The sequence below is a fragment of the Bacillus sp. FSL R5-0512 genome (genome assembly GCF_038593295.1).
Classification (GTDB): Bacteria; Bacillota; Bacilli; order Bacillales; family Bacillaceae; genus Bacillus; species Bacillus safensis.
The window spans coordinates 1,587,686-1,608,577 of the sequence record NZ_CP151982.1; the positions used below are offsets into that span (position 1 = coordinate 1,587,686).

Below are 20,892 nucleotides of genomic sequence, written 5' to 3' on the forward strand. Positions count from 1 at the left end.
CCTAAAAATGAGAACGTGTTTCTCTGAAGTGAAGGAGAAAGGCAGTGTGATTAAAATTGAACTGCTTATTTCTTTAACGTTGAAGTACTTATCCATTAGGGGGTTTTGAGAAAGTGGAAAGTGAAGGCTGTTTACTGATACACTCTTTGCTTCTATATGAATAACCATACTGTGTCATACAAAGTTTTTTGGAATTAGAGATGACTTAGTGTAGATGTTACTTTCTTTCATAGGGAGCTCTGTTGTTCGCTCATTGTATTCAGGTGCATTATTATCAGTCCGCTCTGTTCATAGTGGCTTTCCGTTTATATATAAAGGAAGAGAGAGGTATTAATGGTACTGAACATGCTGCATTAATCGATAAGCGAGTACCTATTATAAGGAGGAACTTCATTTGCATAAAAAAATTGGATATGGTATAGTTTTTATGGAAATGCTAACGATTACCGAGACAAGAGTGGGGAAACCCGCTCTTTTGTATTGAACAGGCAATTTTTGTCTCGACATTATTCATCCGTTTTCTGCTCCCCCTGCTCACATAAAGCAGGGTTTTTATGCAGAATGATTGATAAGAGCGTTTATCGAAAGCACAAGGAGGAAGAGAATGAGCAAAAAAGTAGTGGATGTCGTAAGCGAAATGGTGCAGCCAATTTTAGATGGCTTACAGCTTGAACTCGTTGATGTTGAATTTGTCAAAGAGGGTCAAAACTGGTTCCTTCGCGTGTTTATTGACTCTGATAAAGGTGTCGATATCGAAGAGTGTGCCAAAGTGAGCGAAGCCTTGAGCGAAAAGCTTGATGAGGCAGATCCGATTAGCCAAAACTACTTTCTTGAAGTGTCCTCTCCTGGAGCGGAGCGCCCATTAAAGAAAAAAGCTGATTTTGAAAAAGCACTTGGAAAAAATGTTTTCATGAAAACATATGAACCAATTGATGGTGAAAAAGCATTTGAAGGTGAGCTTACAAGCTTTGATGGTGAGATTGCAACAGTGACAGTGAAGATCAAGACAAGAAAGAAAGAGATCAATATTCCATACGAGAAAATAGCTAACGCAAGATTAGCAGTTTCGTTCAATTAACCTTTTCATTGATATAAGGGGGAACCATAAAAATGAGTAGTGAGTTGTTAGATGCCCTGACTGTTCTTGAGAAAGAGAAGGGTATTAGTAAAGAAATTATAATTGAAGCGATAGAAGCTGCACTCATTTCTGCATATAAGCGTAATTTTAATCAAGCACAAAATGTTCGTGTTGATTTAAACCGCGAAACGGGAACGATTCGTGTGTTCGCAAGAAAAGATGTTGTAGATGAAGTGTATGATTCTCGCCTTGAAATCTCTGTAGATGATGCAGCCAATATTAACCCGAATTACATGGTTGGTGACGTCGTTGAGATTGAAGTCACACCAAAAGACTTTGGACGTATTGCAGCTCAGACAGCGAAACAAGTTGTGACGCAGCGTGTGAGAGAAGCAGAGCGTGGTGTGATCTACACTGAGTTCATCGACCGCGAGGAAGACATTATGACGGGAATCGTTCAGCGGATTGACAGTAAATTTATTTACGTGTCACTTGGCAAAATTGAAGCCCTTCTTCCTGTCAATGAACAAATGCCAAATGAAGAATACAAACCGCATGACCGCATTAAAGTGTTCATTACAAAAGTAGAAAAAACAACAAAAGGACCACAAATTTATGTGTCTAGAACACATCCAGGTCTTTTAAAGCGTTTATTTGAAATTGAAGTGCCAGAAATTTATGATGGTACTGTAGAGCTTAAATCGGTTGCTAGAGAAGCTGGGGACCGTTCTAAAATATCTGTTCGTACAGATGATCCTGATGTTGATCCAGTTGGCTCCTGTGTTGGTCCAAAGGGCCAGCGTGTACAAGCAATTGTCAACGAGCTAAAAGGCGAAAAGATTGACATTGTTCATTGGTCTAATGACCCGGTTGAATTTGTTGCCAATGCGCTGAGTCCATCAAAAGTACTTGATGTCATTGTGAATGAAGAAGACAAGGCGACAACAGTTATTGTCCCTGATTATCAGCTGTCATTAGCGATTGGTAAAAGAGGTCAAAATGCCCGCCTTGCAGCGAAGCTGACCAGCTGGAAAATCGACATTAAAAGCGAAACAGATGCAAGGGAACTCGGTATTTTCCCAAGAACTGAAGACTCTGAATCTCTTTTCTTAGAGGCTGAACCAGTAGCTGAGGAATCTGACGAATAAGAGGTGATATTAAAGGTGAAAAGCCGAAAAAAAATCCCGCTTAGAAAATGCGTCGTGACGGGAGAAATGAAACCAAAGAAAGAACTGATCCGTGTTGTTCGTTCTAAAGAAGGAGAAGTGTCTGTTGACGCTACCGGAAAAATGAACGGACGCGGAGCTTACCTTTCTCTCGATAAAGAAACCATTCTTGCGGCAAAGAACAAACGCAGTTTACAGCAGCAATTTCAGACACAGATTGACGAACACATATTTGAAGAATTACTAGAACTAGCTGAAAAGGTGAAAAAACCTAATGAATGAATCTGAATGGTATCCTTTGCTTGGTCTAGCAAATCGAGCTCGTAAAGTCGTGTCAGGAGAAGATCTGGTGATCAAAGAAATTAGACATGCGCGTGCTAAGCTGGTTCTTCTTGCAGCAGATGCCTCATCTAACACAGAGAAAAAGGTATCTGACAAATGCAAATTTTATAATGTTCCGGTTAGAAAAGTTGAAGACCGTTCCGTTCTCGGACGTTCTATTGGGAAAGAAGCTCGCGTAGTTGTCGCTGTCACTGACCAAGGCTTCGCTAAGAAGCTCATAAGCTTGCTCGATTAATTTATTTGGGGGTGAACGAATGGCTAAAGTGAGAGTATATGAATACGCAAAAGCCATAGATGTTTCAAGTAAAGATATTATAGCAGCGCTTAAGGATATGAACGTGGAAGTGAACAACCACATGGCGACGCTTGAAGACGACACTGTGAAAAAGCTAGACGCTATCTATAAAAAAGCCAAAGCAAAAGAGACAGCTAACGAGAAACCCGCAGAACAAAAAAAACAATCATCTAACAAAAACAATGATAGAAAGAAGAATGACGTGCAGAATAATCAATTTAATAAAAACAAAAAAAACAACAACCAAAATAAAAACAAAAACAAACGCGGTGGAAATAACAAACCGCAGCATCAGCAAGCTAGACCTGTGAAGCCTAAAAAAGAGCTTCCTGAAAAAATTGAATTTACAAATTCAATGACTGTCGGCCAGCTGGCTGATGAGCTTGGAAAAGAATCAGCTGAAATCATTAAAAAGCTGATGATGCTTGGTGTCATGGCAACAATCAACCAAGAACTTGATAAAGATACAGTTGAATTAATCGCTTCTGAATATGGTGTTCCAGTTGAGGAAGTCATCATTTTAGAAGAAACTGAACTTGAAAAGTATGAAGTTGAAGATAAAGAAGAAGATATGCAAGTACGCCCTCCAGTTGTAACGATCATGGGACACGTTGACCACGGGAAAACAACTCTTCTTGACAGCATCCGTAAGACAAAAGTCGTCGAAGGCGAAGCAGGTGGAATCACGCAGCATATCGGTGCATACCAAATCGAAGAAAATGGCAAAAAAATTACGTTCCTTGATACACCTGGACACGCAGCATTTACAACGATGCGTGCACGTGGTGCCGAAGTAACGGATACAACAATTCTAGTCGTTGCAGCAGATGATGGCGTCATGCCGCAAACAATTGAAGCGATTAACCATGCGAAAGCGGCAGAAGTGCCAATCATTGTCGCTGTGAACAAAATTGACAAACCAACAGCGAACCCTGACCGCGTGATGCAGGAATTAACTGAGCATGGTCTTGTACCAGAAGCTTGGGGCGGCGAAACCATTTTCGTTCCACTATCTGCGAAAACAGGTGAAGGCATCGACGAATTGATCGAAATGATCCTTCTTGTCAGCGAAGTTGCAGAACTGAAAGCCAACCCAAATCGTGCGGCAAAAGGGACTGTCATCGAGGCTGAGCTTGATAAAGGAAGAGGTTCTGTTGCAACCCTTCTTGTTCAAACAGGTACACTTCAAGTAGGTGACCCAATCGTTGTCGGAAATACATTTGGCCGTGTACGTGCAATGGTCAATGACATCGGCCGCCGCGTGAAAACAGCAGGACCATCTACACCTGTTGAAATCACTGGTTTAAACGATGTACCGAATGCAGGGGATCAGTTCCTCGTATTCAAAGATGAAAAAACAGCTCGTCAAGTCGGTGAGGCGCGTGCTTCTAAACAGCTGGACGAACAGCGTTCAGATAAAGCAAAATTATCTCTAGACGACCTATTTGAGCAAATCAAACAAGGTGACGTAAAAGATATCAACTTGATCGTGAAAGCAGACGTACAAGGCTCTGCTGAAGCATTAACAGCAGCTCTTCAAAAAATAGAAGTCGAAGGCGTAAAAGTGAAAATCATCCATACGGGTGTTGGAGCGATTACAGAATCAGACATCATTTTAGCAAGTGCTTCTAATGCCATCGTGATTGGCTTTAACGTACGTCCTGATGGAAATGCGAAGAGCACAGCTGAGACTGAGAACGTTGATATCCGCTTGCACCGCATTATTTATAAAGTCATCGATGAAATTGAAGCTGCGATGAAAGGAATGCTTGACCCTGAATATGAAGAAAAAGTCATCGGTCAAGTTGAAGTTCGTCAAACGTTCAAAGTATCTAAAATCGGTACAATTGCTGGCGGCTATGTAACTGAAGGAACGATTACAAGAGATAGCGGAATCCGCTTAATCCGTGACGGCGTCGTTATTTTTGAAGGCGAAGTTGACGTGTTAAAACGATTTAAAGATGATGTGAAAGAAGTTTCACAAGGCTATGAATGTGGTATTACCATAAAGAAATACAATGATATCCGTGAAGGTGATGTCATGGAATCATTCGTTATGCAAGAAATCGAAAGAAAATGATCGGTTATACCGAATGTGAGTGCATGATCTATGATGCATCCTCACTGAAGGAAAAACGTGCGGTTCTTCAGCGAATATTGACAAGAACGCGTCATAAATTCAATGTAACCATTGCTGAAATGGATTACCAGGATACATGGCAGCGTACATCAATTGGAATCGCCGTGATTTCCTCATCTCGGGTTCAAGTGGAAAAGGAGCTTCAGCGTGTATTAGGCTTTATCGATTCTTTTCCTGAAATTGAACGAACGATCACGAAAACTGAGTGGTTTTAATTAGAGGTGATAAGATCATGAGTATGAGAGCAACCCGTGTGGGTGAGCAAATGAAAAAAGAATTGGGCGACATCTTAGGCAGAAAGCTAAAAGATCCAAGAATCGGCTTTTTGACTGTAACCGATGTCGAAGTATCCGGTGATTTGCAAATTGCCAAAGTCTACATTTCTGTTCTTGGCGACGAGAAGAAAAGAGAGGAAACCTTAAAAGGTCTTGCAAAGGCTAAAGGGTATATCCGCTCTGAAATTGGCAATCGAATCAGACTTCGCAAAACACCAGAACTGCATTTTGAATTCGACGAATCCGTAGACTACGGAAACCGAATTGAAAGCCTGATTGCTGAGTTAAACACAAAAGATCACGAATAAGACGTTGAAATAAGGATAGGCGATGATCGTCTGTCCTTTTTCATCGTTTATGAAAGGAGAGAACGCAGATGATAAATGGTGTTCTTTTATTACATAAAGAAAGAGGCATGACCTCACACGACTGTGTGTTTAAAGTAAGAAAAATTTTACACACAAAAAAAGTCGGCCATACAGGCACCCTCGACCCAGAGGTTTCAGGTGTTCTGCCTATTTGTATCGGAAGAGCAACGAAGATTGTAGAATACTTAACAGATAAATCGAAAACATACGATGCAGAAATCACGATTGGCTTTTCTACAACAACAGAAGACCAAACAGGTGAGATCGTAGAAGAAAAAAAGGTGGAAAAACCGATCTCAGAAAAAGAAATTGATGCGGCGCTGAAGCAGTTTGAAGGAACCATTGAACAAATTCCTCCCATGTTTTCTGCTGTGAAAATTGGCGGGAAAAAGCTCTATGAGTATGCAAGAGAGGGCATCGAAATTGAGCGGCCAAGCCGAGAAATTACTATTCACCGTATCGAGCGGACTACACCTGTCACATATGAGGATGGCAGCGTGTCATTTAGGTTTACTGTTCTATGCTCAAAGGGAACGTATGTGAGGACCTTAGCGGTTGATATCGGGAAGAAACTAGGGTTTCCAGCCCACATGTCACATCTTATTCGTACAGGGTCTGGTGATTTTACACTTGATGAATGTATTACGCTGGATGAGCTGCGAGATATAAGCGAGGAAGGAACTGTAGATGAGCACCTTGTCCCGATCGAGCGCGCGCTCAATCATTTGCCGAAATGGGAGATAAATGATACATTAGCAAGTAAAGTGGAAAACGGTGCAGTCCTGCCAATGCCTGATGAATTTGCTCATTTCGCAGAGGAGGATCGTGTCGCTGTTTTTGCTCCTTCAGGTCGTTGTCTGGCAATATATATGAAGCACCCGACCAAACAGAACCTGATGAAGCCGGCGAAGATCTTATCTCAGGACAAGCAATCTTAAAGAAAAGGTGACATCTCGTGAAGACTATACATATTTCACACCCACATACATTGAATCAAAAAGATCAAGTCCCGTCTGTCATGGCTTTAGGGTACTTTGACGGTGTTCACCTCGGGCATCAAAAAGTCATTGACGAAGCGAAAAGCATTGCGAAAAAAGAAGGATTGGCCTTAGCAGTCATGACCTTTCATCCGCATCCATCACATGTTTTGCAAAAGGCACGGGAACCAAAAGACTTAATTACACCGCTTGAGGATAAAATTGATTTTATCGAACAGCTGGGCGCTGACTATTTATACATCGTACAATTCAGCGAGAGCTTTGCAGCTCTATCTCCTCGAGAGTTTGTGGATCAATATTTGGATGAATTGAATGTGAAGCACGCAGTAGCGGGGTTTGATTTTACGTTTGGCCGTTTTGGTGCAGGCACAATGGAAACGTTCGATGAATACGGAAAAGGCCGTATCAATGCAACCATCGTACCTAAGCTGTCCAATCAAGACCGAAAAGTCAGTTCCACTCTCATCCGTTCCGCATTAAAAAATGGGGATGTTGAATATGTGAGCGAGCTTTTAGGAAAACCTTATCAGCTTCGCGGCATTGTCATCCATGGAGACAAACGCGGACGGACGATCGGATTTCCGACAGCTAATGTCGGCTTATCTGCTGAATACATTATTCCGCCAACAGGGGTATATGCAGTAAGAGCAGAAGTAAAAGGTAAAGTATATGACGGCGTTTGTAATGTCGGCTATAAACCAACATTTTATGAAAAACGTCCTGATCAGCCTGCCATTGAAGTAAACCTTTTTGATTTTAACGAAGAAATATATGGCCAGCCGATTAAATTACAATGGTTCAAGCGCATTCGCAGTGAACGAAAATTTAACGGAATCCAGGAGCTGACGGCTCAAATCAGTCAAGATAAAGAAGAAGCGATTCAGTTTTTTCAAGATCAGCTCAAGCAAACAAAAAAATCATAGAAAAACTGCTCTACCATTTGCAAATTCAGCATATTTTTAGTATGATTATTCCTGTAGCTTTAAAACCACTTACTTGGCAGGCCGACTTCACCGACGGTTGCGAGGTAGATGGGGCTAACATGATTTGGAGGTGAAACAGGATGGCTATTACTCAAGAGCGTAAAACGCAATTAATTAATGAGTTCAAAACACACGAATCTGATACTGGATCTCCAGAAGTTCAGATCGCTGTCCTAACAGAATCAATTAACAACTTGAACGAGCATTTACGTACTCATAAGAAAGATCACCACTCACGTCGCGGTCTTTTGAAAATGGTAGGTAGACGTCGTAATCTTCTTACGTATCTACGTAATAAAGACGTAACTCGTTACCGTGAGTTAATTAACAAACTAGGCTTACGTCGATAATCGTAAAAAGCGGGAGGATTCCCGCTTTTTTATCGTATAATCACTAATATTTTATGGTTAAAATGTTGAAAGAATGGCAAAAACCCTTCTACATACAGCTTTCACATTGATATGTGAAAATCATTTTGTTCATAATAAGAACTAACTAAAACTTTACGATAAGAGAGGAGTTTATCTCAGAATGGGACAAGAGAAACATGTCTTCACCATAGACTGGGCTGGACGTCAACTGACAGTTGAAACTGGCCAGCTTGCAAAGCAAGCAAACGGAGCGGTCCTCGTACGCTACGGAGATACGGCTGTGCTTAGCTCAGCAACAGCTTCTAAAGAACCAAAACCACTTGATTTCTTCCCGCTCACTGTGAACTACGAAGAAAGACTATACGCAGTAGGTAAAATTCCTGGCGGCTTCATTAAAAGAGAAGGCCGTCCAAGTGAAAAGGCGATCCTTGCCAGCCGCTTAATTGACAGACCAATTCGTCCGCTGTTTGCAGATGGATTTAGAAACGAAGTACAAGTCATTAGTATCGTCATGAGTGTGGATCAAGATTGCTCATCTGAAATGGCTGCAATGTTTGGCTCATCTTTAGCTTTATGTGTGTCTGACATTCCATTTGAGGGACCAATCGCCGGCGTTACAGTAGGACGAGTGGATGGAAAGCTGATCATTAACCCGAATGTGGAGCAGCTTGAACAAAGTGACATCAATCTTGTGGTTGCCGGAACAAAAGATGCGATCAACATGGTAGAAGCTGGTGCTGATGAAGTACCGGAAGAAACAATGCTTGAAGCGATCATGTACGGTCACCAAGAGATCAAACGCTTAATCGAATTCCAAGAAGAAATTGTGAAGGCAGTCGGTAAGGAAAAAATCGATATTCCTTTATATGAAGTAGATCAAACGTTAGCAGACGAAGTAAAAGCACTTGCTGAAGCTGACCTGCTGAAAGCGATTCAAGTACATGAGAAGCATGCGCGTGAGGATGCAATCAGTGCTGTGAAAAAAGCTGTAGTTGAGAAGTTTGAAGCAGAAGAACGTGACGAAGCAACGATTAAACAAGCGAAAGATGTATTAAACAAGCTTGTCAAAAACGAAGTTCGCCGTCTGATTACTGAAGAGAAAGTACGTCCAGATGGACGCGGCGTAGATCAAATCCGTCCACTTTCTTCAGAAGTAGGACTTCTGCCAAGAACGCACGGTTCAGGCCTATTTACAAGAGGACAAACACAGGCGCTCAGTATTTGTACATTAGGTGCACTTGGTGATGTGCAAATTCTTGATGGTTTAGGTGTTGAAGAATCAAAACGCTTCATGCACCATTACAACTTCCCGCAATTCAGTGTTGGCGAGACAGGTCCAATGCGTGGTCCAGGCCGTCGTGAGATCGGACATGGTGCACTAGGTGAACGTGCACTAGAACCAGTCATTCCATCCGAAAAAGATTTCCCTTATACGGTTCGCCTCGTTTCAGAGGTATTAGAATCTAACGGATCTACTTCACAAGCAAGTATTTGCGCAAGCACACTTGCGATGATGGATGCCGGTGTTCCAATTAAAGCACCAGTTGCAGGGATTGCAATGGGACTTGTGAAATCTGGTGAATACTACACAGTGCTGACAGACATTCAAGGAATGGAAGATGCACTTGGAGATATGGACTTTAAAGTTGCAGGTACATCAAAAGGTGTAACAGCCCTTCAAATGGACATCAAAATCGATGGTCTATCAAAAGACATCTTAGAAGAGGCTCTTCAACAAGCGAAAAAAGGAAGAATGGAAATTTTAGACAGTATGCTGTCAACAATTCCTGCTTCTAGAGGAGAATTGTCTCGTTATGCACCTAAAATCTTAACGATGACAATCAATCCGGATAAAATTCGCGATGTCATTGGACCAAGCGGTAAACAAATCAATAAAATCATTGAAGATACCGGTGTGAAAATCGATATTGAACAAGATGGTACAATCTTTATTTCTTCTACAGAAGAAGATATGAACCAAAAAGCGAAGAAAATTATTGAAGATCTTGTGAGAGAAGTTGAAGTAGGACAGCTTTACCTAGGTAAAGTCAAACGCATTGAAAAATTCGGTGCCTTCCTTGAAATCTTCAGTGGAAAAGATGGACTTGTTCATATTTCTGAGCTTGCGCTTGAGCGTGTGGGCAAAGTAGAAGATGTCGTGAAACTTGGCGATGAATTACTTGTCAAAGTCACTGAAATCGATAAACAAGGCCGTGTGAACCTTTCTCGGAAAGCTGTTTTACGTGAAGAGAAGGAAAAAGAAGAAAAGCAGTCTTAATGAGATCAAATAAAATGTGTTAGAAGCCAGGTATCCGTGCCAGGCTTCTTTCTTTTCTTGCGCTAACAATAGTTCTAGCTTGTTTCTCCCCATCATAATTTGTGATATAGGGGAGGGACAACCATTGAAAAAAACGTTACCATTCATTGTGTTTGTATTTTTACTGCTCGTGTCATATCAAACGATGAAGCAGCCGGCTGCTGTTACATATATTGAATCAATGAAAGAGCATGCCGAGGTTGCATCTGTGTCAAAAGATATTTTATTTCAGGAAATTGAATCGAAGTCTTCTGACTATGAAGTAAAGGCGCAAAATGCTAAGATTGATAAAGTGTGGAAAAAGATGCCTGGCTTAAATGGACAGACAGTTGATATCGATGCCTCTTATGAAAAAATGAAGAAACAGGGGTCATTCGATGAAAAGCTGCTTGTTTTTAATGAAACAAAACCATCTATTCATTTACATGAGCTTGGTGCAGAGCCCATTTATAAAGGGCATCCAGATAAAAAAATGAATGCATTCCTCATCAACGTAGCTTGGGGTGACGAGCATTTAATCAACATGTTAAAGACGCTGGATAAGCATCAAGTCAAGGCGACCTTTTTCTTAGAAGGCAAATGGGTGAAAAAAAGCACAGAGCTTGCTAAAAAAATCGCGGCAGATGGTCATGAAATTGGAAATCATTCATACAATCACCCAGATATGCGCACACTGACAAGAGAACGAGCATTAGAGCAGATAACGAAAACAAATCGCCAAATTGAAGAATCCCTTGGGAAGAAACCAAAATGGTTTGCGCCTCCAAGCGGCAGCTTTAAAGAAGAAACAGTCAAGCTTGCCAAACAAGAAGGCATGGAAACCATTATGTGGACAGTAGACACCATCGACTGGCAAAAACCATCCCCGGCTATTTTACAAAAGCGGGTGCTTGGGAAAATTCACAATGGGGCGATGATTTTAATGCATCCAACAGATGCAACAGCGAAAAGTCTTGACGCACTTATCACTCAAATTAAAGAAAGAGGATATGAATTAGGGACGGTTTCTGACCTCCTAAGTGAAAAAAGACATCCGTGATGCGATCTGTTTGTTGAATAGGAGGAGCAAAACTTGGTCAAAACGTATACATGCCAAAACGGAGTAAGAATTGTACTCGAAAACAATCCCACTGTAAGGTCTGTCGCAATTGGCGTCTGGATTGGAACAGGCTCTAGACATGAGACACCTGAAATTAATGGAATCTCACACTTTTTAGAGCATATGTTCTTTAAAGGAACAAAGACAAGATCTGCACGTGATATCGCAGAATCCTTTGACCGCATTGGTGGTCAGGTGAATGCCTTTACATCAAAAGAATACACTTGCTACTATGCGAAGGTGCTTGATTCACATGCTGGCTACGCCCTCGATGTATTAAGCGACATGTTCTTTCACTCAGCTTTTGATGAAGAAGAGCTGAAAAAAGAAAAAAATGTGGTGTACGAAGAAATTAAAATGTATGAGGATACTCCTGATGACATCGTTCATGATTTATTAAGCAAAGCCATTTATGGTGATCATTCATTAGGATATCCGATTTTAGGAACAGAGGAAACACTCTCAACCTTTAACGGAGACTCACTTAGAAAATACATGGATGAATTCTATACCCCGGACCGCGTCGTGATCTCAGTTGCAGGGAACGTAGATGAGACCTTTATTCGCGAGGTTGAAAAGCTGTTCGGTTCTTATGAAGGAAAAGGGAAAAAGCAGCCTGTAGAAGCTCCAGCATTTCATTATGGCAAGCTCACACGCAAAAAGGAAACGGAACAAGCGCACCTATGCCTGGGCTTTAATGGCCTTCCAGCTGGAGATAAGGGCATCTATGACTTAATCGTCTTAAATAATGTTCTTGGCGGAAGCATGAGCAGCCGATTATTCCAAGATGTAAGAGAGGACAAAGGACTTGCTTATTCCGTCTTCAGCTATCACAGTTCATTTGCAGATAATGGAATGCTGACGATTTATGGCGGAACTGGAGCGAAACAGCTAAACCTGCTCTCTGAGACCATCTTACAAACATTAGACGTCTTAAAACGTGAGGGAATCACGCAGAAAGAACTAGAGAACTCTAAGGAGCAAATGAAAGGCAACCTTATGCTCAGCCTTGAAAGCACAAACAGCAAAATGAGCCGAAACGGTAAAAATGAACTGCTCCTTGGCAAACATCGGACACTCGATGAAATTATTGATGAAATCAACAGCGTCACATTAGACGGCGTGAATAACTTATCTAAACGCATCTTTACAGAAGATTATGCGCTCTCGCTTATTAGTCCGACGGGTGATCAGCCATCATAATGTAAACAACACGGCAGACTCAAAAAAGTCTGCCGTTTTATTGTAGGTAAAGAAGAAAGGGGTTCTGCTTTCATGGAACATGAAAAGCTGAAACAGCTCTCTCCACTTCTGACACAAGCTATTTCTTTCCAAGCCATGACATCTGGTTTTTCGGGAGATCGCACCTTTTTGGTTACAATATCATCTAGTGAAAAGCTGGTGCTTAAGTTATCAGACATTCAAACGTATTCGCGCTATAAAAGAAAAGCATTATTTCAGCGGAATTTAAAAGATCGAGGGGTTCTTTGTTCTGAAGTGATTGAGATTGGAATGAGTGCTGAACTAAACTGTACCTATCGTATTTTCTCCTTTATCGAAGGCGAGAATGCTAGAGACTCCATCCATCTACTTACAAATGAAGAGCAGTATGAAATCGGGAGGCGGGCAGCGCGAGAGCTAAGTTTGATGCATACATGCCGTGCACCTTCTCATATTCGTCCGTGGGATGAGAAAGTCATGGCAAAACATGAACGGTATGTACATGCCTATCAATCAAGTGGCGTGACGTTTTCCAATGATCAGTTTGTATTAGATTTTATCAAGTCGCATGTTGATGCGGTAAAAGAGAGGCCTAACCAGTTCCAGCATGATGATTTTCATTTAGGGAATATCATCATACAAGGTAATCAATATGCCGGTGTGATTGATTTCGATCAATCCGACTGGGGCGACCCGGTTCATGACTTTTATAAATTGTCCTTATTTAGTCGAGAAAGCAGCATTCCGTTCTCAGCTGGACAACTGGATCAATACGTGAGTACGCAGTCAACAAACGATTTTTGGCTTCTTTTTTCCATCTATACAGCAATGAGCTGCTTTTCATCTATCATCTGGACGCTTTCCTATGATCCGCGACATGTAAAAGACATGGTGAAACGAGTGGAGAGAATGCTAAAAGATCATAATTACTTTCATCAACTTAAGCCTGTTTGGTATACCAACTCACATCATACATAACTTGAAAAGAGCAGGACGGTCTATTTCTTCCTTTTGCTGCATATATGATACGGAAGGGAAGTGATGCGATTTTGAGGCTGAGTGAACTGTCAGGAAAAGAGATCGTCGATATTAAAAGAGCGGAGCGGCTTGGCGTGCTTGGACAAACCGACCTTGAAATCAATGAACAGGACGGTCAAATTACAGCACTCATTATACCTTCCGTGAAGTGGTTTGGCTTTCGAAAACAAGGAAATGACATCCGCGTCCCGTGGAATCACATTCAAAAAATAGGATCAGATATGATCATTCTCGATGTGCCTGAAGAACTTCAGCTGCACGGAGAAAAAGAGCACCAGCAATAATGGGTGCTCTTTTTCTTTTCTCTCTCTGATTTGTTCACAGGCTGAATCCTCTCCTCATATGCTGAAAGGGAGATTCAGAAAATATTACAGACTTTTTTAAATAAAGAAGGTGAACGGTCAGTATGTTGAGCGGTTTAACGGTTGCGGTGATCGGGGGAGATGCAAGGCAGCTTGAAATTATTCGCAAGTTGTCACAGCAGTATGCCAAAGTATTTTTGGTTGGATTTGACCAGCTGGATCATGGATTTATCGGTGCTGAAAAGCTGAAAATGTCTGAACTTCCATTCGAACAAGTAGACAGTATGATCCTGCCAGTATCTGGGACAACGGATGAAGGCGCTGTTGCTACAGTTTTTTCAAACGAGCAGGTTTTGCTGGAAGCTAAATATTTAGAAAGAACCCCTGCCCATTGTACCTTGTACTCAGGTATTTCAAATACGTACTTAGACAATCTGGCAAAGCAGGTGAACCGGAAGCTTGTGAAGCTGTTTGAGCGAGATGATATTGCCATATATAACTCTATTCCAACAGTTGAAGGAATTATCATGATGGCCATTCAGCAAACGGACTATACGATTCACGGGTCTCATGTCGCAGTCCTCGGACTTGGAAGAACAGGACTCACCATTGCCCGCACATTTCGGGCACTAGGGGCAGACGTAAAAGTAGGGGCGGCAGACACAGCACATTTAGCGCGGGCCTTTGAGATGGGACTTCATCCATTTTCAATGGACCAGTTAAAAGAGGAAGTAACGGATGTTGATATTATCATCAATACCATTCCAAGTCTTGTATTAGATTCATCTGTCATCGTCAGCATGACACCAAAGACACTCATTTTGGATATCGCCTCCCGCCCAGGCGGAACAGACTTTGACTTTGCACAAAAGCACGGAGTGAAGGCACTTCTTGCACCAGGACTCCCGGGGATTGTTGCACCAAAAACAGCAGGACAAATCATTGCAAAAGTGCTTTCCGGGCTTTTATGTGAACTTGCGGAGGAAAAAAGGGGGATGGAATCATGACAACATTAAAAGGGAAAAGAATCGGCTTTGGTTTAACAGGTTCCCACTGTACGTATGAGGCTGTTTTTCCGCAAATCGAAGCGCTTGTAAAAGAAGGGGCAGAGGTGCGTCCAGTGGTGTCGTACACGGTGCAGAGCACGAATACGAGATTTGGAGATGGAGCCGAGTGGATCGAGCGGATTGAGAAGCTGACTGGATTTCAAGCGATTGACTCAATCGTGAAAGCAGAGCCGCTCGGGCCTAAGCTGCCGCTTGATTGTATGGTCATTGCTCCTTTAACTGGAAACTCGATGGCGAAATTTGCAAATGCCATGACAGACAGTCCTGTTTTAATGGCTGCTAAAGCAACCATACGGAATCATCGACCTGTCGTTTTAGGAATCTCAACAAATGATGCGTTAGGTTTAAATGGTACAAATCTGATGAGGCTCATGTCGACAAAGAATATTTTCTTTATTCCGTTTGGTCAGGATGATCCATTCAAAAAACCGACCTCTATGGTCGCGAACATGAATCTGCTAACTCAAACAGTAGAAGAGGCACTCCAGCATAGACAAATTCAGCCAATTTTAATTGGACCAAACGAATAATAGATTCACTAGAAAATCATGAAAGATTCAAAAAAGATGCTTCAAGCCTTGCTTTTCTATGGTAAAATAAAATGTAAAAAGTCATAGGATGGCCATCCGAAAGAAAAGAATCATGGATGGGTCGGAAGGAGTTTTACTGATGGGAAGAGGATTGCATGTAGCTGTAGTTGGAGCGACTGGAGCTGTCGGTCAACAAATGTTAAAAACACTAGCTGACAGAGATTTTGAAATGGATACACTTACTCTACTATCCTCAAAACGTTCTGCTGGAACAAAAGTGACATTCAGAGGTCAAGAGTACACTGTTCAGGAAGCAACACCTGAAAGCTTTGAAGGAGTGAACATTGCATTATTCAGTGCTGGAGGAAATGTTTCTAAAGCGCTGGCTCCTGAAGCAGTCAAACGAGGTGCGATTGTTGTTGACAACACAAGTGCTTTTCGTATGGACGAAAACATCCCTCTTGTCGTACCAGAGGTAAACGAAAAAGATTTGCATGATCATCAAGGGATCATTGCAAACCCTAACTGTTCAACGATTCAAATGGTAGCGGCATTAGAACCGCTTCGTCAGGCATATGGAATGAAAAAAGTCATTGTCTCTACGTATCAAGCAGTATCAGGTGCGGGACATGAAGCCATTGACGAACTATACAGCCAATCACAAGCCATTTTAAATAAAGAGGATGTAACACCAGAAGTCATGCCTTATCAAATTGCATTTAATGCGATTCCGCAAATTGATAAATTCCAAGACAACGGTTATACATTCGAAGAAATGAAAATGATCAACGAAACGAAAAAAATCATGCATATGCCTGAGCTGGAAGTAGCGGCAACATGCGTAAGGCTTCCAATTGAAACAGGTCATTCAGAATCTGTCTACATCGAACTAGAATCAAATGATGCAACAGTGGAAGACCTCAAATCAATTCTAAAAGATGCACCAGGAATTACGCTGCAAGATGATCCGTCTCAGCAAATTTATCCAATGCCAGCAGATGCTGTTGGGAAAAACGACGTATTTGTCGGCCGCATTCGGAAAGATTTGGACCGTCCAAACGGGTTCCATATGTGGATTGTATCTGATAACCTGCTTAAAGGCGCTGCATGGAACTCTGTTCAAATTGCAGAAAGCTTAAAAGCATTAAAATTAGTTTAACATTCAATGGATGATGAGGACGAACAGAAGAGAGTTAGGCATCTTTCGCCTGCTCTCTTCTGTTACGTCAGAATGAACTTGGAGTGAAAACAGTGAAAATAATTGTCCAAAAATTTGGCGGTACATCTGTCAAAGATGATCAAGGTAGAAAAAGGGCACTTGCACATATCTTATCTGCAAAAGAGAAAGGCTATAAGTCGGTTGTTGTCGTTTCTGCAATGGGACGAAAAGGCGATCCCTATGCGACAGATACGCTGCTCGGTCTGCTTTACGGCAGCGCGCAGCATATGACAAACAGAGAAAAAGACTTACTTGTTTCCTGCGGGGAGAATATCTCAGCTGTTGTGTTTTCAAGTATGCTGAATGAAAACGGTCTAAAGGCTGTAGCGATGACTGGAGCTCAGGCGGGCTTTGTGACAGATAAGGAGCATACAAGTGCGAAAATTATTGACATGAAGTGCGAACGTCTGGAAGCAGCACTGTCTGAACATGATGTTGTCGTTGTCGCTGGGTTCCAGGGAGCGGCGAAAAATGGAGACGTGACAACAATCGGACGAGGTGGCAGTGATACGTCCGCAGCAGCTTTAGGCGCTGCATTGCAGGCAGACTTTATTGATATTTTTACAGATGTAGAAGGCGTTATGACAGCAGATCCCCGCATTGTTGAAAATGCAAAACCGCTGAGAGTCGTGACATATACGGAAATTTGCAACCTCGCATATCAAGGGGCAAAAGTCATTCACCCGCGAGCTGTTGAAATTGCGATGCAGGCAAAAGTACCAATGAGGGTCCGTTCAACATACTCTGATGATGAGGGCACGCTCGTTACATCACACTACTCAGATAAAATGAGCCATGATGTGTATGACCGCCTCATTACGGGTATTGCACATGTCAATGATGTGACACAAATCAAAGTCCCTGCAAAAGAAGGTCAGTACAGCGTACAAACAGAGGTCTTCAAAGCAATGGCAAACGCACAAATCAGTGTCGACTTCTTCAATATCACACCGAGTGAAATTGTGTATACAGTGACAGGTGCAATGACTGAAAAGGCAACGTCGATCCTAAAAGATCTTGGCTATACACCAATTGTGACAACAAATTGTGCGAAAGTATCAGCTGTTGGCGCAGGCATTATGGGTGTACCAGGTGTCACATCTAAAATTGTAACGGCTCTATCCGAGCAAAACATTCCGATTTTACAATCGGCTGACAGTCATACGACCATTTGGGTGTTAGTGAACGAAGAAAACATGAGAGCGGCTGTCAATGCCCTGCATGAAGTGTTTGAACTTTCAAGATAAATGTGATTGAATCATGATGAGGTGAAAAAAATGAATTTCGGAAATATCGCAACAGCTATGATTACACCTTTTGATAAAAAGGGCAACATCGATTTCCAAAAGCTATCAATTCTCATTGATTACTTGTTAAAAAACGGCAGTGACTCCTTAGTCGTTGCAGGGACAACAGGCGAATCGCCAACTTTATCGAATGAAGAAAAAGTCGCTCTTTTTCAGCAATCGGTCAAATTAGCAAATGGTCGTTGTAAAATCATTGCAGGAACAGGCAGTAATAATACAAATGCGTCTATCAAACTAACGAAAAAAGCAGAAGAAGCGGGCGTTGATGCAGTGATGCTTGTCGTACCTTATTACAACAAGCCATCACAGGAAGGCATGTATGCACACTTTAAAGCCATTGCCGAGTCTACATCTCTTCCTGTCATGCTTTACAATGTACCAGGAAGAACGGCTGCGTCATTAGCACCAGAAACAACGATTAAGCTTGCGCAAATACCTAACATTGTTGCCATCAAAGAAGCAAGCGGCGATCTTGATGCCATGACAAAAATCATTGCAGAGACGCCAGAAGATTTCGACGTATATTCAGGGGACGACAGTTTAACACTTCCGGCTGTATCTGTTGGTGCAAAAGGAGTTGTCTCGGTTGCGTCTCATATCGTAGGGCTGGATATGCAGCAAATGCTGAAAAGCTATGCTTCAGGCCAGACAGCGAATGCAGCATTGATCCATCAAAAGCTGCTTCCAATCATGAAACAGCTTTTCTCAGCGCCAAATCCAACACCTGTCAAAACAGCCCTTCAGCTGAAAGGACTAGATGTCGGATCTGTTCGTCTTCCGCTTTTGCCTTTGTCAGAAGAAGAGAGACTGGATTTAAGCAGCGTTTTAAACAGCTGATCAAAACAAAAGATTTCGTAAGCGGTCATTCTCAGATGTCCCTGAGTATGACCGTTTTTTATACATAAACACTTTCTTAAAATGTGACTTCATCTTGTTTTCTAAAATTAGATTCAGTTATAATAGCATTAAGCGATGATGGACGGGCTTGAGACTAGGAGGATAAGAATTTTGAAAAAGAAAAATACAGAGAACGTAAGAATTATTGCACTCGGAGGCGTTGGAGAAATCGGAAAAAACCTATATGTCATTGAAATTGATTCGGACATATATGTAGTAGATGCAGGTTTAATGCATCCAGAAAATGAAATGCTGGGCATTGACGTCGTCATTCCTGATATCTCTTATTTAACAGAGCGTGCTGATCGGGTGAAAGCAATTTTTCTTACCCACGGACATGATGAAGCAATCGGAGGCGTATTCCATTGCTTGAGCAAATTGTCTGTACCAGTCTACGGAACGAAGCTGACCCTTGCGTTACTTCGAGAAAAATTAAAGCAGTATGGCTTCAATCAAAAAGCTGATTTGCGTGAGGTACATGCAAAATCAGTTATTACTTTTGAAACAACAAAAGTATCGTTCTTTAGAACGAATCACAGCATTCCTGATTCAGTTGGGATCAGCTTCAAAACCTCTCTTGGTTCAATCGTATGCACAGGTGATTTTAAATTTGATCAAACCCCAGCGCTTAACCAAGCCTGTGACATCGGAGAGATTGCGAAAATTGGAAACAATGGCGTTTTAGCACTACTTTCAGACAGTGCAAATGCTGAAAAACCAGGCTATACACCTTCTGAGGCGCTCGTCCAAGACGAAATCTCAAATGCGATGTACAATGCTGAAAATCGTGTGATTGTTGCTGTGTCTTCATCTAATATTAACCGCGTGCAGCAAATCATTAATGCAACAAATCAAAATGGCCGTAAGCTTGCCGTTGCAGGGAAAAATATGATGACAACCCTTCAGCTGGCGATCAAGCTTGGTTATGTTACAGCAGACGAAGAATTGTTTGTACCCGTTCAAGAAGTGAAGAAAATGGCGAAAAACGACGTGGTCATCCTGACCGCTGGAAGCCACGGAGAGCCGCTTGCTGCTTTAACAAAAATGGCGAAGCAAAATCACAAACAGCTTCATATTGAAAAAGATGACACGGTTGTGATTGCATCTACACCTCTTCCTGGACAAGAACTCACATACTCTAAAACAGTGGATTTCCTTACAAGGAGCGGAGCACAAGTCATTTTTGCGCAAAAACGTGTACATGTATCTGGACATGGGTGCCAAGAAGAGTTAAAGCTGATGCTGAACTTACTAAAACCGAAGTATTTAATTCCGGTGAATGGCGAATATCGTATGCAAAAAGCACATTCTCGTATTGCTGAAGAAGTAGGTATGAAACGCAGTGACATTTTCTTGATTGATAAAGGAGATGTTGTTGAGTTTAGAGGACAGAACGTCAAAATCGGTGAAAAAGTTCACCAAGGAAACATTTTGATCGATGGTCTTGGCGTTGGTGATATCGGAAACATCGTGTTACGCGATAGACGTCTATTGTCTCAAGACGGTATCTTGATTGTTGTCATTACGCTCGATAAACAAAAGAAACAATTAATTTCTGGACCTGAAATCATCACAAGAGGATTTGTCTATGTAAGAGAATCCGAAGAGCTGATTGTGAAAGCAACAGAAATGGTCAAAGAGATTGTCAAAGAGCAAACGGAAAACTCAATTGTTGAATGGTCAACATTGAAACAATCCATGCGCGATGTGCTAAATCAATTCCTATATGAAAAAACAAAACGTAAGCCGATGATCATTCCAATTATTATGGAAGTGTGATGATAAAGCCCAAGGAGCATAAGCTCTTTGGGCTTTTTTGATGTGGCATGAGGAATGCGGATGGAATATGCCCTATTTGTTCATAATAGGAGAAGAGTTT

At 41.8% G+C, this 20,892-nt stretch carries 21 protein-coding genes; all 21 read left to right on the forward strand.

Going from position 1 to position 20,892, the window contains the following annotated elements:
• Nucleotides 1-604: 604 nt before the first annotated feature.
• The gene (gene rimP, locus NSQ25_RS08070) at nt 605-1,078 is read left to right on the forward strand and encodes a ribosome maturation factor RimP (RefSeq protein ID WP_003211398.1); all 474 of its coding nucleotides are present in this window, start codon (nt 605-607) and stop codon (nt 1,076-1,078) included.
• Nucleotides 1,079-1,110: 32 nt separating this feature from the next.
• On the forward strand, nt 1,111-2,226 hold the full coding sequence (nusA, locus tag NSQ25_RS08075) for a transcription termination factor NusA (RefSeq protein WP_024424140.1): 1,116 nt from the start codon (nt 1,111-1,113) through the stop codon (nt 2,224-2,226).
• A gap of 15 nt (nt 2,227-2,241) precedes the next feature.
• Nucleotides 2,242-2,526 carry a YlxR family protein gene (locus NSQ25_RS08080; RefSeq protein WP_024424139.1) on the forward strand — a complete coding sequence of 95 codons (285 nt, stop codon included), beginning with the start codon at nt 2,242-2,244 and terminating at the stop codon, nt 2,524-2,526.
• Nucleotides 2,519-2,821 (forward strand): YlxQ family RNA-binding protein, encoded by a 303-nt coding sequence (locus NSQ25_RS08085; protein WP_024424138.1) that lies wholly within the window; start codon nt 2,519-2,521, stop codon nt 2,819-2,821. Before NSQ25_RS08080 ends, NSQ25_RS08085 begins: the two co-directional genes overlap by 8 nt.
• Before the next feature lie 19 nt (nt 2,822-2,840).
• The gene (gene infB / locus NSQ25_RS08090; protein WP_034281840.1) at nt 2,841-4,961 is read left to right on the forward strand and encodes a translation initiation factor IF-2; all 2,121 of its coding nucleotides are present in this window, start codon (nt 2,841-2,843) and stop codon (nt 4,959-4,961) included.
• Nucleotides 4,958-5,236 carry a DUF503 domain-containing protein gene (locus NSQ25_RS08095; RefSeq protein WP_061109857.1) on the forward strand — a complete coding sequence of 93 codons (279 nt, stop codon included), beginning with the start codon at nt 4,958-4,960 and terminating at the stop codon, nt 5,234-5,236. The genes infB and NSQ25_RS08095 overlap by 4 nt, the downstream gene beginning before the upstream one ends.
• A gap of 17 nt (nt 5,237-5,253) precedes the next feature.
• Complete coding sequence (gene rbfA, locus NSQ25_RS08100) at nt 5,254-5,604, forward strand: 30S ribosome-binding factor RbfA (RefSeq protein WP_007499525.1); 351 nt, start codon at nt 5,254-5,256, stop codon at nt 5,602-5,604.
• A gap of 68 nt (nt 5,605-5,672) precedes the next feature.
• Nucleotides 5,673-6,602, forward strand: coding sequence for a tRNA pseudouridine(55) synthase TruB (gene truB / locus NSQ25_RS08105; RefSeq protein WP_034281842.1), 930 nt, complete (start codon nt 5,673-5,675; stop codon nt 6,600-6,602).
• Nucleotides 6,603-6,619: 17 nt separating this feature from the next.
• Nucleotides 6,620-7,585, forward strand: coding sequence for a bifunctional riboflavin kinase/FAD synthetase (gene ribF / locus NSQ25_RS08110; RefSeq protein WP_326136435.1), 966 nt, complete (start codon nt 6,620-6,622; stop codon nt 7,583-7,585).
• Between the two features lie 140 nt (nt 7,586-7,725).
• On the forward strand, nt 7,726-7,995 hold the full coding sequence (gene rpsO / locus NSQ25_RS08115) for a 30S ribosomal protein S15 (RefSeq protein WP_008354438.1): 270 nt from the start codon (nt 7,726-7,728) through the stop codon (nt 7,993-7,995).
• A gap of 181 nt (nt 7,996-8,176) precedes the next feature.
• Nucleotides 8,177-10,294 carry a polyribonucleotide nucleotidyltransferase gene (pnp, locus tag NSQ25_RS08120; protein ID WP_024424134.1) on the forward strand — a complete coding sequence of 706 codons (2,118 nt, stop codon included), beginning with the start codon at nt 8,177-8,179 and terminating at the stop codon, nt 10,292-10,294.
• 124 nt (nt 10,295-10,418) lie between these two features.
• Nucleotides 10,419-11,372, forward strand: a complete 954-nt coding sequence (locus NSQ25_RS08125) for a polysaccharide deacetylase family protein (RefSeq protein WP_041117421.1) — start codon at nt 10,419-10,421, stop codon at nt 11,370-11,372.
• A gap of 33 nt (nt 11,373-11,405) precedes the next feature.
• Nucleotides 11,406-12,635, forward strand: a complete 1,230-nt coding sequence (locus NSQ25_RS08130; protein WP_070325836.1) for a pitrilysin family protein — start codon at nt 11,406-11,408, stop codon at nt 12,633-12,635.
• Nucleotides 12,636-12,707: 72 nt separating this feature from the next.
• The gene (locus NSQ25_RS08135) at nt 12,708-13,631 is read left to right on the forward strand and encodes an aminoglycoside phosphotransferase family protein (RefSeq protein WP_070325837.1); all 924 of its coding nucleotides are present in this window, start codon (nt 12,708-12,710) and stop codon (nt 13,629-13,631) included.
• A gap of 71 nt (nt 13,632-13,702) precedes the next feature.
• Nucleotides 13,703-13,975 (forward strand): YlmC/YmxH family sporulation protein, encoded by a 273-nt coding sequence (locus NSQ25_RS08140; RefSeq protein ID WP_326136431.1) that lies wholly within the window; start codon nt 13,703-13,705, stop codon nt 13,973-13,975.
• 122 nt (nt 13,976-14,097) lie between these two features.
• On the forward strand, nt 14,098-15,000 hold the full coding sequence (dpaA, locus tag NSQ25_RS08145) for a dipicolinic acid synthetase subunit A (protein WP_070325838.1): 903 nt from the start codon (nt 14,098-14,100) through the stop codon (nt 14,998-15,000).
• Nucleotides 14,997-15,590, forward strand: coding sequence for a dipicolinate synthase subunit B (gene dpaB / locus NSQ25_RS08150; RefSeq protein ID WP_046311007.1), 594 nt, complete (start codon nt 14,997-14,999; stop codon nt 15,588-15,590). Before dpaA ends, dpaB begins: the two co-directional genes overlap by 4 nt.
• A gap of 139 nt (nt 15,591-15,729) precedes the next feature.
• Nucleotides 15,730-16,749, forward strand: a complete 1,020-nt coding sequence (asd, locus tag NSQ25_RS08155) for an aspartate-semialdehyde dehydrogenase (protein WP_070325839.1) — start codon at nt 15,730-15,732, stop codon at nt 16,747-16,749.
• Between the two features lie 92 nt (nt 16,750-16,841).
• Nucleotides 16,842-18,056 (forward strand): aspartate kinase, encoded by a 1,215-nt coding sequence (gene dapG / locus NSQ25_RS08160; RefSeq protein ID WP_034281880.1) that lies wholly within the window; start codon nt 16,842-16,844, stop codon nt 18,054-18,056.
• A gap of 30 nt (nt 18,057-18,086) precedes the next feature.
• Complete coding sequence (dapA, locus tag NSQ25_RS08165) at nt 18,087-18,953, forward strand: 4-hydroxy-tetrahydrodipicolinate synthase (RefSeq protein WP_024427012.1); 867 nt, start codon at nt 18,087-18,089, stop codon at nt 18,951-18,953.
• A gap of 171 nt (nt 18,954-19,124) precedes the next feature.
• The gene (rnjB, locus tag NSQ25_RS08170; protein WP_034281883.1) at nt 19,125-20,792 is read left to right on the forward strand and encodes a ribonuclease J2; all 1,668 of its coding nucleotides are present in this window, start codon (nt 19,125-19,127) and stop codon (nt 20,790-20,792) included.
• The last annotated feature ends 100 nt before the right edge of the window (nt 20,793-20,892 follow it).